Source organism: Methylophaga pinxianii (assembly GCF_020447225.1).
In the GTDB taxonomy this organism is placed as follows: Bacteria; Pseudomonadota; Gammaproteobacteria; order Nitrosococcales; family Methylophagaceae; genus Methylophaga; species Methylophaga pinxianii.
Window position 1 is genome coordinate 1 of sequence record NZ_JAJAEO010000184.1, and the last position, 16,860, is coordinate 16,860.

The following is a 16,860-nucleotide window of genomic DNA, read 5'->3' on the forward strand; positions in this document are numbered from 1 at the left end:
TGCGCGCAACACTCTCATAATTTGTCACCAATGTGACTTCAGGCTCTTCACTGTCGGTTGGTAAATTGCGGATCTGCGCGATACGATCTTTCACCTGATCCAGGGCTTGACCCATATCGCTTTTTTCAATGAATTCAAGTGTGACCAGCGACATTCCATAAGATGAAGTGGAGGTCATCTTTTTCACATAATCCACACTGCGAAGTTCTTGTTCCACTTGTCGCGTGATCGATTCGGCAACATCCTCTGCACTGGCACCACGCCACTCAATGCTGACAGTGATAATATCCAGCGCAAAGGTAGGAAAGAACTGCGTGTTGATACGGTTTAACGAGAGGACACCGGCCAGAATCATCACCATCATCAACAGATTGGCAGCAACCCGATGTTGAGCAAAGATGCCAATAAAATCACGTTTCACCGTATTATTCATCTTTGATGGTAACGGCTAAGCCGTTGATCGCATTCGGTAATTGAGTGGTGATTATGTGATCGCCCTGTTGCAAAGCATCACTTTGAATCAGCAGACGGCTTTTACCATCCTGATCGGAATAATCCCCAATCTTGCTGACTTGCACAGCTTCCAGCTGATTATCCTTGACCCGATAAACCCGATCCAGACCATATAAGGCACTATAAGGAATAGCCACCGTATTTTGATGAGGCGGCAAGGTCAATTGAGCGCTGACAAACTGACCGGCAGCCAGTGAGCCTGGAGCGCCTTTCAGACGAAATAAACCATCTCTCCCTGCGACATTGGCGTTTACTTCGCCACTGAGGCGTTGCAATTCAAATTCATACTGCTGGCCGAAAATATTGGCGGTGGCAGACAAAGACGTTGTTTCAAGCACAGAATAAATATCTGCCAGATAGCGCTGCGGAATCGAAGCACGAAACTCCAGCAGCTGAACATCATAAAGTGTCATTAAAGCATCACCGGGTTGCACCCGATCGCCCTTGGCAATTTGGCGACTGCTGATACGACCAGAAAATGGTGCTTTGATCACGGTACGGTCAAGATCCAGTTCTGCCCTATCCAGTTGAGCTTGAGCCTGCTGTCGGTTTGCCTGGAGCTGAGCAATAAGAATGGGGTGATCCTGAATATCAAACTGGCGTTGTTTAAGCTCCAGACTTTGCTGTGCCTGCAAAGAGATCGATTCATCCAGCAAGGCTTGAGAGGTCAACTGACTTTGCTGCAATTTTTCTGCACGATTCACCGCAGCCTTTGCCAGGTCAACCAATTGCTGTTGCGTGCCTAACAGGGCTTCATTGCGTTTGAGTTGTGACTTTTCCGCCTCAATCTGCGCATCAATCATTGCCAGCTCAGCTTCAGCCTGTCGTACCGCTAATAGTGCTTCGCGGGGATCAAGTTCAATCAGCACATCCCCTTGCTCGACATTATCCCCATCAAAAACATAGACCTCAGCCACATCTGCCGTAACGGCAGCACGCAAATTAGCCTTTTGTGGAGCTTCCAGCCGACCATATAAGGTTAAAACGGGGGATAATTCAGCAAAATCAATTTGCTGAACATCGACTAATACACCCTGAGCTGGCCGTTCCTGTACCGGCGCTTGAGGTCGGCTAATGATCAACGCAATGAATATTCCTATGGCCAATGCCACTACCAGCAAAGGTGGTAACAAACGTTTAATCAAAACCCTACTCCATTAAATTTTCATTGCTGACTTTGGCAGATCAACTCGCTTCTGTCACGATGATTAAGCGTAATGCATCCAATTTCAATTCGGCATTTTGTAAGTATTGTTTCAGCTGTTGCTGCTGAGAACGTAATGCTTCAATTTCTGCAGGTTTTATATGGGTATTTTTCTCAGCAAGCTGTTGCAAACGCAGCAACTCATGATCGGTTAATTCGGACATTTTGTGGAGAGCCTGCTCGATAAATTGTTTTTGCTGTTTACCCGCTAATTGTTTACTACGTTCAATTAAATTATCGATCCGCTCTCTGGCTACCTGAACCATCTGTTGCGCAGTATGTTTTGGAATTCGCCCAGCCAGTTGATTCATCTCTTGCTCGGTCAATTGTTCTTGCAACTGTCTTCCTTTCTCATCCAGAACGATTCGCATATAGGATTCGGGGATAAAACGATTAATATTCAGTTGTTTGGGTGCCGGGCAATGCATTACAAATGCCACTTCCAACAACAGACTACCGGCGGGGACCAGATTACTTTTTAACTGACAAAATGCTGTATTCCCCAGATCCGAACTGATAACCGCATCCATCGCTGACATGACTAATGGATGTTCCCAACTCAGAAATGCCATATCTTCACGTGATAGTGCTCTGGTACGCTGGTATGTTGCGGTTAGGCCATCTTCAGGCAAATCAATCTCATCACTGCGCAGTTCATCTCCGCGGTGCAAGATAATACTATCCGCACTGTGGGCCTGTTGCTCCACTCCGTAGGCATCGAAGAAATCATCCATAAAGGCAGCCAGTTCCAATGGACTACTGGCCTCGTCAACTTGCATCAGAATGTCTTTTGCAGCGATTTCATTATAGGAATTCAGGGTCAGCAGGCGGTCTCTGCCCTTGGATAGTTCTTGACGTAATTGCTGTTCTGCCTGCTGGGTTTGTTTAAGCAGTTCGGCAAAGGCATTTCTGTCAGCCGGATCACGAAGGCATTGTTCCAATTGCTCAGCAAACTGTTCGCGTAAAGCTGAGCCGGTTTTGCAAACTGACTCAAACGCATTCAATCCCAGGTGATACCAATCAAGTAAAAGATGCTGTGCAGTATTCTGATAAAACGGCAGTACGATATTCACTGTGTTACGTTGACCAATACGATCCAGCCGGCCAATGCGCTGTTCCAGTAAATCCGGGTTGAGCGGCAAATCAAATAACACCAGATACGAACAGAACTGGAAGTTACGGCCTTCACTGCCAATTTCCGAGCATATCAGTATTTGAGCTCCTTCTTCGTCATCAGCAAAAAACGCTGCCGCGCGATCACGGTTAATCAGGGTCATGTGTTCATGGAAAACACTGCTACGAACACCGTGTTGAAGTCGCAAATGCAATTCTAGTTGCTGAGCAGTTTCGGCATTGGCGGTAATTAATAACGTTTTTTCACCACGATGCTCTTTAAGCCAGTTCACTAACCAGTCGACCCTGGGATCTAAATCCAGCCAGTTTTCGCCTAATAGAATCTCAGGCTGTAACAGCTCGGTTAAATTGTTGCCGGTTTGAAAAAGATAATGCTTAGTAGCCTCTAAAGGATAAGTGGTTAACTGGCGTTCAGGAAAACCTTTTACTGTATCGCGAGTATTACGAAATAGAATTCGCCCTGTACCAAATTGATCCAGAAACTGCTGTTTCGCTTGTTCACAAGCTGTTTCAAACGCTTCATCATCAGCCAAAGCGGCCAACAATGCCTCATCCAGGTAGGTTTGTAATTCTGCTTGCAAAGGTTTGTGCTTGGCAAACTCACTGGCGGATTCAAGTGCCATCAGTTGATCCAGCAATTGACTGATGTGCTGATAATGTTGCTGCTCCTCACGAAACTCCGCCAAATCATAATACCTGTCAGGATCCAGCAAACGAAGACGGGCAAAATGACTTTCCATGCCCAACTGCTCAGGTGTAGCCGTCAACAACAAGACCGAGGCTATCTGCGCAGCCAGCTTTTCGACCAGTTGATAGCCATCGCTACTCTGCTCAGCATGCCACTGCAAGTGATGAGCTTCATCCACTACCAGCATATCCCAGCTTGCTTGTAACAGATCTTGTTGCATTTCAGGATGTGATTCCAATGTCTGTAAATCGGTCAAAACCAACTGGGCACTCTCAAACGCGTTGCCTTCATCCAGCTCAACCAATGCCTCATAACGCTCGGCATCAATCACGGTAAAGGCCAGATTAAAACGACGCAGCATTTCCACTAACCATTGATGTACCAAAGCAGAAGGCACTATCACCAATACCCGGCTGGCTCTTCCCTGCATAATTTGCTGATGCATGATTAAACCGGCTTCGATGGTTTTCCCCAGCCCGACTTCATCGGCCAGCAATACGCGGGTTGAAATACGATTTGCCATCTGCGAGGCAATGTAAAACTGGTGCGGTAAACATTGCACCCGGGCCCCCAAAAGACCAAACACCGGTGATTGATGTAAACGATGAAAATACTGATGTGTTCTCAAGCGTAATTGAAACTGACGGTTTTTATCTATTTGACCAGCAAATAATCGATCAGTGGCCTGACTGAATTGGACAAAACTGTCCAGATCCATTTCATGAATACTGATCGCTTCACCTTCAGCTGTTTCACCCTGATAAATCACACAACCATTCAAAGGATGTTTTTCACTGATGGTAAAAAGCTGGCCCTGACGGGTCTTTATCTGTTCGCCAAGCGGATAATCTACGCGACTCAACGGCGCATTATTCGCCGCATAACTGCGCTGCTCATCAGCGGCCGGAAAAGCAATTTCAATTCGTCTACCTGTGACTTCTGTGATGATACCCAGACCTAATTCGGCCTCGCTGTTGCTGACCCAACGTTGGCCAACTGCAAAACTTAATTCTGACAAACTGTGTTACCCGATTGATTGATGACGATGAATATAGACATTGCCCTACCAGACAGGCGAGCAAAATATGGCGATATGGTAAATTGTCAGGCTGTATTTTCCTATAGTAAAAAAGATGTCCAGCCAGTTTTTTATCGTTAGTCGCCCGTCTACCAGTGAATATGAAATTAAAAAATCACGGTTTATTGGCGTTGCCATGCCTTGTGACAGTGAGCAGTCAGCATTAAAACAACTGCGGCAATTGGCTGGCCAACATCCCTCAGCTAATCATCTGGCCTTTGCCTGGCGGATCCGTGCACCGGAAGGCTTTATCACTGAACGGTTTTTTGATGCGGGCGAACCTTCCGGTACCGCTGGACGACCAATTCTCGCGCCATTACAAGGCGGAGATTTGATTAATAGTGTGGTCGCTGTGATTCGTTATTTTGGTGGTATTAAATTAGGCACTGGCGGTCTGACACGTGCTTACGGTAACGCGGCAAAACTGGCAATTGATGCCGCAGAAAAACTTCCCTGGGTGGAAATGGCGCAATTTAAACTACAGATTGATTACAGCCAGTTACAGATGTTGGAATATCAGCTTAAACAATTACACGGCCGTATTATTGATCAGCAGTTCACTGACACGGTAACAGTCATTATTGAATTACCGGCAGAACATAGCGGCAGCATAAAAGAACAATTCAGTTAAGCAGAGAAAATGATCAATCGGTCCTCGACTTCTACCGTACGAAACCCAAACTGCTGTTTAATAAAATCAAGACTATCAAGATGATAGAAAAACACATGGGTGATGTCGTTTTTGTAATGCCATTTGGCAAAATCAATTTTTGCATCAAACAGTTGTGTCATACAAAACAGTTTTCCATCAGCTTTCAATAATGATTTAAGCCGAGCGAATTCGACTGCCGGCCGGTGAAAATGCTCCATTACCTCATTACAGATGATGTAGTCATATTGCTGTGATAACACGCTGTTATCCGGATGAAAAACCGGATCATAGAGCGTTGTTTGATAGCCTTTTTCACCAATCATTTTACTGATTACGGGCCCCGGTCCGGCGCCGAAATCCAGCCCCAGACTGTCTGCAGGCATATGATTCAAAATAGCCTGGGTAACCGGAGAAACAAACTGCTGATAGCGTGGATCATTCACATCATTTTCATGTGTAAAATAAAGCGCTGTCTCACTTTCACGATCTGGCAAATGTAACTTATCCATTTGCAGTGCATGGCATTCATTGCAATGCCAGTAATCACGACCACGCCAGTGTTGATAAAACGTGACTGGCGCGGCGCATAACCGGCAATTATTCTCACTCCAGAGGTTCACAGTGGTAAAAAGCTAGTGAGCAACCCTATTAAACCACCAAAAACGCCACCCCAAACGACCAGCCAGCCTAAATGCTGGCGGATCAGATCCTGAATCATTTGTTTGACCATTTGCGGGGTCAGCTCATCCAATCGGCTGTGAACGATAGTATAAATCTGCCGATATAAATCATCACTCACCGGACCGCTACTGATTTTTTCACGCAGATGTTGCTGAAAATGTTCGCTATGCGCGATGTCATTCAAAGATTGCTGCATTTTGCGAATAAAAGGGTCTTTTAATGGTTTTAACGCTTTGGCCCCACCGACCATTGATAGCATGCTGCCAAAAGAAGATTCCATAATGGTCGCGACCAGATTATCGAACACTGGATTAAGATCGGTTTGATCAATGATTTCCGAAAAATCGAGTTGATTTTCACCTTTATCGTCAAGCATTTCATGAACAAACCGATCCAGGCTCTGCTGATTGAAAAACTGTTCCATCACCAGTTTTTCAATAGCCGTTCGAAACTCATCAAATCGGGCGGTAATCACGCCTGAGCCATACAATCCCGGCACCTTTTCAAACAACATATGAATGGCCAGCCAGTTGGTTATCCCACCGGCAAGTGCAAACATTCCTGTCGCTAAAACCGGTTCACGCCAGGGTGATTCCAGCAATAAACCTGCGCCAACCACAGCAGCGGCGCAGAGATTCGTCAGTAAACTTTTATTCATGGTAGCAGGTTCTATTTAATCGTTAGTCCAGCGGGTTAATGCTTCAATGATTTGTTGTGCCTGATCGCGGCTGGAGATATTAAATTTTGAACGTTGACCATACTCGCCATTGCGTTTTTGATAACGACGAATCGTATATTTATCCGGGCCAAATTCACCTGTTTTACGATCCAGATCCTGATAGCGAAACATCACCGTGGCCCATGCGCCTTTTGTCAGGACAACTTTGTCCAGTTCTTTCACTGTGGTGACATCGCCTTCTTGATAGGTCACCGTTAACTCATCAACTGTTTCTGACATAGTGTATTTATTCCTTTGTTTTAATTGAAAAATTGTTTAAGAGCATTATATAAATGTACAGTGTCCTGACTACCCGCCAGTTCCCTAATTGAATGCATGGCAAAAGTAGGCACACCGATATCCAACGTCTGAACACCAATGAGACTCGCCGTAAGCGGCCCAATAGTACTGCCGCACGCCATATCGGTTCTCACTACAAAATCCTGAACTGGCACATCAGCCAACTCACAAAGTTGCCGGAATCGAGCACTGGTTTCGCTGTTGGTGGCATAACGCTGATTAGCATTGGTTTTTATCACTGGCCCTTTGTTTAAAATCGGACCATGTTGCGCATCATGGCGGTCTGCATAATTAGGGTGAATACCGTGCGCATTATCAGCAGAAATAAGTAATGATTGCTGAATCATTCGTTGAAAACTTTCATTATCGGGAGCCAGACGTTGTAACACTGAAGGCAAAAAAGTGCCCTGCGCGCCACTGGTCGACACACTGCCCACTTCCTCATGATCGGTAAAAACCACTAGGTTCGCTTTATCCTTTGTACCGGCCAACAAGGCTTGTAAACTGATATAACAGCTCAATAAATTATCTAAACGTGCAGCACTGATAAAATCTTCATTGAGACCCACCAGGGCAGATGGCTGTGTATCATAAAAGCAAATTTCATAATCCAGTACTTTACCTACGGCCAACTCGCCCGGTTCAGATCGTAACTGCTGTTCCAGCAAAGCCCGTAAATCGGGTTTATCCCCCTCTTCCGTCTGTAAAACTATCGGTGGTAAATGCAACTGCGGATTGATACTGCGGTTTTGATTCACCTCGCGATCCAGATGAATGGCTAAGCTGGGGATGGTTGCCACGGGCTTTTTAAAATTCACCAAAGCATGGCTTAATTGCCCTTTTGCATCGACAAAGCTGACTCGTCCGGCCATAGACAAATCACGATCAAACCAGGGATTCAATAAAGCGCCGCCATATACCTCGACTCCCAACTGCCAAAAGGAATGCTTGACGGTACCAGGTTGTGGTTTCACTTTCAGACAGGGACTATCGGTATGCGCTCCCACCATGCAAAAACCGCTTTCTGCCAAATTGGTGTCGGGTAAGTTAAATGCAATGATAGAAGAATCATTACGGGTCACATAATATCCACCGGCGGCTAATGTGCCCCAGCTATGCTTTTCATCAAGCGATTGATATCCCGCAGCATCCAGAGATGCTTTTATATTCGCTACGGCATGAAACGGTGTGGGTGAGGCATCAATAAAATCAAGTAAACCCTGATTGAGGTTTTGGGGGGACAAGCTGCTCATGATGAATTCCGGAGTTTGAAACTGGACGATATGTTAACGATTTTGTCGCGACAATGTGACAAATTCACAGGATTGTTTCAATCTTCAATTACTTGGCCACGATAAATTCGTTTACTTTTAGACTTAGCAGCTGGCGGCTTATCAACTGATTGCAAGCTGTTGTGGGTCGAGTTCAAATCAGCACTGACATGCTCATCATCTATCATTAAATGACCGCGATACATTCGCCGAGTTTTAGCGGGGGTGTTCGCTACTACTGCTTTATTTTCTGATTGACGTCGCAAGCCCAAAGCGGCGAATACATCCGCCTGTTCCTCGATACTGGCGCGTTGATTCAATGGCATTCTCAGTGTGCTGTTAAAGCTGGTTCTTTCAATAAACAATCTTGGAAGTATTTTTGCGACAGCAATACCCTTGATAGAACCAAAAGCCATCGCAGCAATTTGTCCCTGTTCAAAAATGATATGGCAGGCTTTATTGTCTTTGGTGGTTAAAAACAAAGTACCACTTTTTTGTTCGTTACATAATGTCAGAAGCAGCTTTAGAATTTCCGTTGTCTCAAGCATAAGTCCCTCATTCTGTCTCGTCCTCGGTTTTCGAACGAATAATGCGACGTGCATTGCCACCATGGAGTCTGCAACGATCTGCCAACGCACCTAGCGACCATGCTTCCGGTTGGCGTATGGCGACTGAACGTTTGCATTTTTTTCCGCCGGGTAATCTTGCGCCACAAGGGGGGCGATAGCGTTTAATCTTTTCCCACCCTTCCAGCGTTTGAGTCGCTTTTCGGATGACTTTAACTTCACGTGGCGACAAACTGTTTTGATCAACAGGTCGCGTTTTCTCATCAGTATGGCGCCACCAGTAACGTACGACCGGCAAAGGCAAGCCGAAACGGCGCGCCAAATCATCAGGCTTGCGGTAAATTTCCATTTCAAGCAGCGTCAATGCAGCTTGTTCCAAACGGGCAGTGAATTCGCGACTTTCTTCAGGTGTCATGCGGGTAAACAGGTGGCTGTAATGCAATAACCTCTTCAGTTAAATCGATATCATCTGATTCAGTCACCGCGACATCACGAACGGAGATACCTGCATCAATCACACTCTGAGGATCGCCGGTAATCAATGGGTGCCATTCGGGTAAAGGCTCACCTTCCGCCAATAATCGATAGGCGCAGGTGTCAGGCAGCCAGTCAAAGAAATGTGCCTGCTCGACGCTGAGCTGAATACAGTCTGGCACGGTCTTCTGGCGATTAGCATAATCCTTACAGCGACAAGTTGAAATATCCAGTAACTCGCAAGCCACACGGGTGTAATACATCCGTCCGTCGGCATCGTCTTCGAGTTTGTGCAGGCAACACCGCCCACAGCCGTCACAAAGGCTTTCCCATTCGGTATGTGTCATCTGTCCCAGTCGTTTATGTTTCCAGAACTCGGTAGATGTTTTATGCTGGTCAGTCATGAATAAATCAGTCTTATTGTCTTCGCTGCTCAGCACCCTGATACAGCAATTTAAACCGCAATCAGTATTGGTTGCGGGAGAGTCAGCCAAGCTGTGCCTGGAAGATTGCCAAGATACCAGATCCCAGGCCCTGACGACACCATTTGAACAATCACAATTACAGCAAATTCAGAGCGTGGATCTGGCTGTTATCAGTGATTTGACAGAGACTTTACCGCTGCAAGCCGGACAACAATGGCTGGGCTATTTACGTAATCTTCATGCGCCACATATCATTCTGATCACAAATCCTGCGCAAGCACAGCAACAAGGTTGGCAATTTCGCGATTATTTAGCTATGGGATTACACCATATCGCGGGGACTAGTGATGGATTGCAGGTGTTCAGCTATGCTATTGAAAATTATCAGCCTAAACGTGACTGGCTCAATAGTCGCTTTTGGGCAAACCCTGAAAATTATGGCAAATATCGCTGGTAAGCTGTCATCAGATTGTCATCAAAGCGCTTTAGTTTGCTGAGAGAATTATGCTTTTATCCAGATAACACGCATACATCGTCCACTACTACGCACAAGCTTAATGTTCATTAACCTTAAATTTAAGCCTTCATAATGGAAAACATGGAAACACAAATTGATCTGAATAGCTCCGAGCTTTACCTGAATCGTGAGCTGAGTTTGCTGGAGTTCAATTGGCGGGTGTTACAACAGGCTCTGGATCCCAGCGTACCGTTACTTGAAAGATTAAATTATCTATGTATTTCCAGTACCAATCTGGATGAATTTTTTGAAGTTCGAGTGGCTGGCCTTATCCAGCAAATCGAAATTGGTGATCCTTATCTGGAAGCTGACCAAATCAGTGCTCAGGAAGCATTAAGGTTAATCAGTATTCGTGCTCACGAATTGGTTGATGAGCAATACAGCGTGCTCAATAACGAACTCTTGCCCTTACTGGAACAGGAAGGTATCAAGGTCTTACCCAGACCGATGTGGACCGCTGAACACAGTAGCTGGTTGGAGCAATATTTTCGTGATGAAATTCAGCCTATCCTCAGTCCGATAGGTCTGGACTCATCTCATCCTTTCCCAAGATTATTGAACAAGAGTTTAAATTTCATTGTATCAATGGATGGTAAAGATGCTTTTGGCCGCAATATTGGTTTTGCAATATTGCAGGCACCGCGAGCGTTACCACGGGTTATCCAGTTACCTGCGGAATTATGTGAACCGGGGCAATATCACTTTGTATTTTTATCATCGATTATCCATGCGTTTGCTGATGATTTGTTTTTCGGCATGAAAATTAAAGGCTGTTATCAATTCCGGGTAACCCGGAACAGCGATCTTGCCATTGATACCGAAGAGACCAGTGACTTGCTGGCGACTATTGCTGATGAATTAACGCACCGAAACTATGGCGATGAAGTTCGCTTGGAAATTGCCCATAACTGCCCCGAAGAAATGGTTAATTTCTTGCGTGATCAATGTGCAATGCAACAGGAAAATGTTTATCTGGTAAATGGGCCAGTGAACTTGAGTCGTTTGCAAACCTTGCATTCGATGGTGGAACGATCTGATCTGAAATTTAAACCGTTTACTCAGGGACGGCCCAATGGCTTAACCTCAGATGCAGATATCTTTGGCCTGTTAAAGCAAAAAGATGTATTGCTGCATCATCCTTATCAGTCGTTCACTCCGGTTATCGATCTGATCAAACAAGCGGCTGCAGATTCAAGTGTATTGGCTATTAAACAAACCTTGTATCGAACTGGAGCTATTTCACCGATCGTTGATGCGCTGGTTGCTGCGGCACACGCCGGTAAAGAAGTTACGGTGGTGATTGAACTGCGGGCACGTTTTGACGAAGAAGCCAACGTCGCGTTGGCATCCAAACTGCAACAGGCAGGAGCCCATGTTGTATATGGGATTGTGGGCTATAAAACCCATGCCAAGATGTTGCTGATTTTACGTCGCGAAAACAATAAATTACGCCGTTATGTTCACCTTGGAACCGGTAACTATCATCGAAACACTTCGCGTATTTATACCGACTATGGCCTGCTGACCTCGGATAAACAGATTGGTGAAGATGTAAATAATCTGTTTATTCAGTTAACCAGCCTTGGCAAAATCCCCAAAATGCATAAATTAATGCATGCTCCATTCAATTTGCATCAGGGGTTACTTGATAAGATTGATCGCGAAATTGCGCATGCTGAAGCGGGTAAAAAAGCACATATCATTATTAAGGTTAATGCTGTTGTCGAACCGGAAATGATTCATGCCTTTTATCGTGCTTCTATCGCCGGCGTTAAAGTCGATTTAATCGTACGGGGTATTTGTACCTTAAAACCGGGCGTTGCCGGCGTCTCAGAAAACATTCAGGTACGTGGCATCATTGGTCGTTTTCTGGAACATACCCGGGTATTTTATTTTGAAAATGGCGGCGAAATTGAAGTCTGGGCAGGTAGTGCCGATCTGATGAAACGTAACTTGTTACGCCGCGTTGAAACCTGTTTTCCTATTGAATCCAAACGATTGCAAAAACGTATTATCGAAGATCTGAATTTGTATCTGGCTGATAATACTCAGGCATGGATTTTGTCGGCTGATGGGCGCTATCAACGTGCAGCACGCAACGAAGGTGATGAAATGATCAGTGCCCAGAATACCCTTTTGGAACAATTAGCGAAAACCAGTTAGTTATGCAAATCATCGCCTTTTTTAACCTCAAAGGTGGCGTAGGTAAAACCACCTCTGCCGTGAATATTGCCTGGCAGGCTGCCAATCAGGGTATCCCTACCCTGTTATGGGATTTGGATCCGCAAGGTGCTGCCAGCTGGTTATTGCAGCGGAAAAGTAAACCCAAGGCGGAAGCCAGAAAATTATTATCGGGAAAAACGCCGATTGGTGAACTGGTCAAAAGCACTGACTACCCATCGTTGGATATTATTCCTGCTGATTTTTCATTTCGGCAGATGGATTTGGATCTGGCCAAGGCTGGTGATAACAAACAGCAACTAGCGAAACTCCTAGCCCCGTTTGGCGAGCGTTATTCGTTAATTGTGTTGGATTGTCCGCCCAGTTTTTCTGAATTAACGGAACAAATGTTTGCTGCTGCTGATGCGATATATGTGCCGATTATTCCCAGTCACTTGTCGATGCGAACCTTCGAGCAAACACGTGATTTTTTTAAAGAAAACAATCTCAAACCAAAACGACTACATGCTTTTTTCACCATGGCAGATCGTCGTCGCAGCCTGCATCGTGTGATGCTGGCTCACCCGCCGAAAATGTTAAAGCATGGATTACAGACTGCCATTCCTTATGCCGCTGTCGTCGAAAAAATGGGTGAGTTCAGAGCCCCTTTGGCTGCTTTTGCAGAAAATTCAATCGTCAATAAAGCTTACCAGTCATTATGGGAAGAAATTAAACTCACACAGCATAAATCAAGCTGATTTTTGCATACGCCAGCAGTAATGTATTTTAGGATTACGTTCAAAATCAACGGGTAATGTCGCTTTACTGATATCTTTTATAGCAAGCTCTTTCAATGAATTCGGATCGAGTTTGAAATCACGTCGGTTGGTGGAAAAGAAAATTTCCCCGTCTGGATTAAGCATTGTAGCTACCTTGCGTAACATATCACTATAATCGCGCTGAATATCAAATACCCCATCCATTTTGTTGGAATTGGAAAAAGTCGGCGGATCGATAAATATCAAATCGAAACGTAATTCCTGAGTTGCAGGTTCATTTAACCATGCCAATACATCGGCGCGGATGAATTGATGTTGTTCTCCTACAAAATTGTTCAGTTGCATGTTGTCTTTGGCCCAGCCGAGATAGGTGTTGGACATATCCACAGTGGTTGTTGATCGGGCCCCACCTGCTGCTGCATATACCGAGGCACTGCCGGTGTAGGCAAATAGATTCAGAAAAGCTTTACCTCTGCTGTTTTCTGCCAGCATCTGGCGAGTGATTCGATGATCCAGAAATAAGCCGGTATCCAGATAATCGGTCAGATTAATCCAAAACCGCAGATCATTTTCACGAACCTCAAACCGCTGACGTAAAGCGGCCTGTGATTCATATTGATTCGAACCACGTTGTTTCTGCCTTAGTTTCAATGCGACTTTATCCTGGCTTACGCCGAGTATTGCCGGAATAATTTGCATGACTTCGTCTAGCCGTTCGCTGGCTTTTAATGGGTCAATATCGGCTGGTGGTGCGTATTCCTGCACATGCACGTAGTCACCATAAATATCAATCGCTACCGCGTAATCCGGTAGATCAGCATCATACACCCGGTAACAATCCAAATGATTTTTACGCGCCCACTTCGCTAAATGACGTACATTCTTTTTCAACCGATTGGCGAACATTTCGGCTTGTGGTGAGACGTATGGCACATCAGTTGAACTCTCTACAGGTTTAACTTTTGCTGTTTTATCCCAGGGAGAAGGTGAAGCGGACATTTCCTGCTGAACCGGTTTAGCATCACGACGCAGCGGTTTGGGCGCACGATATGACAGAACTTCACAAGGGATTGGGCCATTATCAAAAGGTTTGCTATCGAACATAGTCAGGCCGGTCAATTTACCCAGCTGAGCATTGTCAGTGATAATCGTGGTGCGCCATGCAGGTAAATGGTGATTCACCAAATCACCAAGAGCTTCGTAAACATTATGCAATGAATCGGCATCTCCAATACGCTGGCCGTACGGGGGATTGGATACTAACAATCCCACTTCGGGCAACGTTTGAGCGACTGTTCCCCAGTTCTGTAAATCACGATGAATCACCTGAATACGATCACTGAGTCCTGCCGCTTCAATATTCATCTGTGCTGCTGTGACAGCAGATTTATCCTGATCTCCTCCCATAATCATCGGCAAGCGTGCCAGTCCGCTTAGACGTCTTCTTTCAGCATCAGCCTTTAATTGCTGCCAGGCAGCTTTATCATGCTGTTTCCAGTAAAGAAAACCAAAGTAATCTCGTTGCAACCCCGGGGCAATATCTGCAGCCATCAGCGCCGCTTCAATCAGGAATGTGCCGCTGCCACACATGGGGTCCAGCAAAGCCCAGCCCTCACGTGCCAGTTTTGGCCATTCTGCTGAAAGTAATATGGCGGCAGCCAGATGTTCTTTTATGGGAGCATTAGTCTGGCTAACTCGATAGCCACGTTTATGTAAACTTTCGCCCGATAAATCAAGGCTGACAATTGCTTGATTATGTTTAAGATACACATTGACGCGTAGATCCGGCTGATGCAAATCCACGGATGGCCTTGTTCCAAAGAGATCGCGTAAGCGATCTACGATGGCATCTTTTACTTTCTGCGCACCAAATTGGGTATGATGAATTTTGGATCGAAAACTATTGAAATCGATCGCCAATGTCGTGTCCTCAGCATCAATATGTTCTTCCCAGGCTATTGCTTTAATGCCGTCATAGAGTTGATCCGTAGTTTCGGCAGTGAAATGGGAAATAGGCATCAGCACTCTAACGGCGACGCGAGACCATAAACACACTTGATAGGCGTCTTTAAGACTGCCGGTGAAGCGAATGCTACCCGCCTCTGTTTTGTATTGTTTGATACCGATTTGCCTGAGTTCGGTTTCGAGCAACGGCAACATGCCACGAGCTGCCGTGACGGTGAACTTATGTTTAGTCATGAAACTATCCTGATATAATCACGACATTTTAATACAGGTAGCCCTACTCATGGCAGTCAATGATAAACAACGCCGATATCTGAAAGGATTGGCTCATCCCCTAAAACCCGTGGTAATGATTGGGAATGCGGGTCTTACTGAAGCTGTTCTGGCTGAAATCGAAAATGCATTGGCTTATCACGAACTGATTAAAGTTCGTGTCAGCGGTCAGGAAAGAGCCGATCGCAAACAAATGCTGGATGATATTGCGGAAAAAACCGGCGCGGATTTAGTCATGATAATTGGTCATATTGGTGCTTTTTATCGTCCAGCAGAAAAACCAGCGATTCAACTGCCGCGTTAATTATCCATCAAATACCAGGATTCACTGTGATTCAAAAACCAGCTGAAACTGAACAAAAACTCTCCAGCATTATTGCTGAGCGCTGGAGTGGTAAAGCCTATGATGCCTCGCAGGCGATTAGTGACGAGGTGATTACTGCACTTTGTGAGGCAGCATTATGGGCGCCCTCCTGTTATGGCGAAGCACCATGGCGTTATATTCTTTGCAACAGATTTAAAGATGAAGCAACCTGGCATAAAACGCTGCAATGTCTCTCGCCAGGCAATCAGTCTTGGGCAATAAATGCGCCATTACTGATTATCACGGCCTCCATGCCCCTTTTTACCCATAATGGCAATGAAAATCGCTGGAGTGGATATGACACCGGAGCTGCTAGTCTTAATTTGTGTTTACAAGCCACTGCCCTGGGGTTGATGTCTCATCAAATGGGTGGCTTTGATACCGATAAGTTACGAGAAGTGTTGTCGATTCCAGCCAAGGTCAATCTCTGGTCAGTTATTGCGGTTGGGTACCCTGCACCGCTTGATTCGTTGAGTGATGAAATGATAGAAAGGGAACTAAAAGCAAGGTCTCGCCGTCCTTTAACCGAACATTTTTTCGAAAATCGCTGGACAGACTAACGCAATATTAATGAAATTGAGGGAAGCAAAATGAAATCAATGGTGATTATCACAGTCCTGAGTTTATTTAGTTCAGTGGCCCTTGCGTACGACAAGGTATATCTGAAAAGACTGCTGGAACAAAATCAATGTCATCATTGCAATTTGAGTGAAGCCCCACTTGAAAATCATAACCTCGAAGGAGCAGATATGAGTGAAGCCAACCTTCAAGGAATTATTCTGACCAATGCAAATGTGAAAGGCGCCTGGTTTACCCATTCCCGCATGCAAGGTGCACAGCTAGAAGGCGCCGATCTAAGTAATTCATTAATGGACTACACACAATTAATGGATGCCAACCTGAAAAATGCCAATCTGGATGGCGCGCATTTAATCTTTTCCGATATGTCAGGAGCTGATTTGACCGGCGCATCAATGAAAGGTGTGCACGATAGAGGTATTAAATTCTGTAATACCACCATGCCAGATGGCTCTGTTAATAACGATGGTTGCTAGAACCGGTTGATACTTCCCGACATTTAAAGAAAAATTCCCGGTA

Annotated in this window: 18 protein-coding genes; 7 read left to right on the plus strand and 11 right to left on the minus strand. The window is 45.3% G+C overall.

What is annotated here, in order from left to right:
• The 3 genes from LGT40_RS12970 to rapA form a co-directional block, all read right to left on the minus strand.
• Window positions 1–421 (minus strand): efflux RND transporter permease subunit (locus tag LGT40_RS12970; RefSeq protein ID WP_226343213.1); only part of this gene is annotated, 421 nt, incomplete at its 3' end.
• Between the two features lie 4 nt (window positions 422–425).
• Window positions 426–1,658: an efflux RND transporter periplasmic adaptor subunit gene (locus LGT40_RS12975; protein WP_226074341.1), complete on the minus strand. Its 1,233-nt coding sequence runs from the start codon at window positions 1,656–1,658 to the stop codon at window positions 426–428.
• 40 nt (window positions 1,659–1,698) lie between these two features.
• The gene (gene rapA, locus LGT40_RS12980; protein WP_226074334.1) at window positions 1,699–4,557 is read right to left on the minus strand and encodes an RNA polymerase-associated protein RapA; all 2,859 of its coding nucleotides are present in this window, start codon (window positions 4,555–4,557) and stop codon (window positions 1,699–1,701) included.
• 115 nt (window positions 4,558–4,672) lie between these two features.
• Here rapA and LGT40_RS12985 point away from each other — a divergent pair, with 115 nt between their 5' ends.
• A complete protein-coding gene (locus LGT40_RS12985) occupies window positions 4,673–5,248 on the plus strand; it encodes a YigZ family protein (RefSeq protein WP_226074320.1) in 576 nt (191 codons plus the stop codon).
• Here LGT40_RS12985 and LGT40_RS12990 read toward each other — a convergent pair.
• From LGT40_RS12990 to LGT40_RS13020, 7 genes are all read right to left on the minus strand, one after another.
• On the minus strand, window positions 5,245–5,889 hold the full coding sequence (locus LGT40_RS12990) for a class I SAM-dependent methyltransferase (protein ID WP_226074312.1): 645 nt from the start codon (window positions 5,887–5,889) through the stop codon (window positions 5,245–5,247). The genes LGT40_RS12985 and LGT40_RS12990 overlap by 4 nt on opposite strands.
• The gene (locus LGT40_RS12995; protein WP_226074310.1) at window positions 5,886–6,608 is read right to left on the minus strand and encodes a DUF445 domain-containing protein; all 723 of its coding nucleotides are present in this window, start codon (window positions 6,606–6,608) and stop codon (window positions 5,886–5,888) included. The genes LGT40_RS12990 and LGT40_RS12995 overlap by 4 nt, the downstream gene beginning before the upstream one ends.
• 15 nt (window positions 6,609–6,623) lie before the next feature.
• Window positions 6,624–6,908: a hypothetical protein gene (locus tag LGT40_RS13000; protein ID WP_226074308.1), complete on the minus strand. Its 285-nt coding sequence runs from the start codon at window positions 6,906–6,908 to the stop codon at window positions 6,624–6,626.
• 20 nt (window positions 6,909–6,928) lie between these two features.
• The gene (locus tag LGT40_RS13005; RefSeq protein WP_226074306.1) at window positions 6,929–8,221 is read right to left on the minus strand and encodes a M18 family aminopeptidase; all 1,293 of its coding nucleotides are present in this window, start codon (window positions 8,219–8,221) and stop codon (window positions 6,929–6,931) included.
• Between the two features lie 77 nt (window positions 8,222–8,298).
• Window positions 8,299–8,787 (minus strand): DUF4388 domain-containing protein, encoded by a 489-nt coding sequence (locus LGT40_RS13010; RefSeq protein WP_226074304.1) that lies wholly within the window; start codon window positions 8,785–8,787, stop codon window positions 8,299–8,301.
• Between the two features lie 7 nt (window positions 8,788–8,794).
• Window positions 8,795–9,220: a hypothetical protein gene (locus tag LGT40_RS13015; RefSeq protein WP_226074302.1), complete on the minus strand. Its 426-nt coding sequence runs from the start codon at window positions 9,218–9,220 to the stop codon at window positions 8,795–8,797.
• Window positions 9,210–9,683, minus strand: coding sequence for a YcgN family cysteine cluster protein (locus tag LGT40_RS13020; protein WP_226074301.1), 474 nt, complete (start codon window positions 9,681–9,683; stop codon window positions 9,210–9,212). The genes LGT40_RS13015 and LGT40_RS13020 overlap by 11 nt, the downstream gene beginning before the upstream one ends.
• On the opposite strand from LGT40_RS13020, the gene LGT40_RS13025 reads away from it, so the two are divergent.
• The 3 genes from LGT40_RS13025 (at window position 9,682) to LGT40_RS13035 (ending at window position 13,139) form a co-directional block, all read left to right on the plus strand.
• Window positions 9,682–10,161: a DUF6231 family protein gene (locus LGT40_RS13025; RefSeq protein WP_226074298.1), complete on the plus strand. Its 480-nt coding sequence runs from the start codon at window positions 9,682–9,684 to the stop codon at window positions 10,159–10,161. The two genes, LGT40_RS13020 and LGT40_RS13025, sit on opposite strands and share 2 nt — an antisense overlap.
• Before the next feature lie 141 nt (window positions 10,162–10,302).
• Entirely contained in the window at window positions 10,303–12,384 is a 2,082-nt protein-coding gene (ppk1, locus tag LGT40_RS13030) for a polyphosphate kinase 1 (RefSeq protein WP_226074296.1), read from the plus strand.
• Between the two features lie 2 nt (window positions 12,385–12,386).
• Window positions 12,387–13,139, plus strand: coding sequence for a ParA family protein (locus LGT40_RS13035; RefSeq protein WP_285229306.1), 753 nt, complete (start codon window positions 12,387–12,389; stop codon window positions 13,137–13,139).
• Here LGT40_RS13035 and rlmKL read toward each other — a convergent pair.
• On the minus strand, window positions 13,131–15,359 hold the full coding sequence (gene rlmKL, locus LGT40_RS13040) for a bifunctional 23S rRNA (guanine(2069)-N(7))-methyltransferase RlmK/23S rRNA (guanine(2445)-N(2))-methyltransferase RlmL (RefSeq protein ID WP_226074294.1): 2,229 nt from the start codon (window positions 15,357–15,359) through the stop codon (window positions 13,131–13,133). The genes LGT40_RS13035 and rlmKL overlap by 9 nt on opposite strands.
• 49 nt (window positions 15,360–15,408) lie before the next feature.
• Between rlmKL and yhbY the strand changes: the two genes are divergently transcribed.
• Genes yhbY through LGT40_RS13055 form a run of 3 tightly spaced genes read left to right on the plus strand, consistent with a single transcriptional unit; the run spans window position 15,409 to window position 16,817 of the window.
• Window positions 15,409–15,702 (plus strand): ribosome assembly RNA-binding protein YhbY, encoded by a 294-nt coding sequence (gene yhbY, locus LGT40_RS13045; protein ID WP_226074292.1) that lies wholly within the window; start codon window positions 15,409–15,411, stop codon window positions 15,700–15,702.
• 26 nt (window positions 15,703–15,728) lie between these two features.
• Window positions 15,729–16,322, plus strand: coding sequence for a nitroreductase family protein (locus LGT40_RS13050; protein ID WP_226074284.1), 594 nt, complete (start codon window positions 15,729–15,731; stop codon window positions 16,320–16,322).
• Window positions 16,323–16,361: 39 nt separating this feature from the next.
• On the plus strand, window positions 16,362–16,817 hold the full coding sequence (locus LGT40_RS13055; RefSeq protein ID WP_226343215.1) for a pentapeptide repeat-containing protein: 456 nt from the start codon (window positions 16,362–16,364) through the stop codon (window positions 16,815–16,817).
• Window positions 16,818–16,860 lie beyond the last annotated feature (43 nt).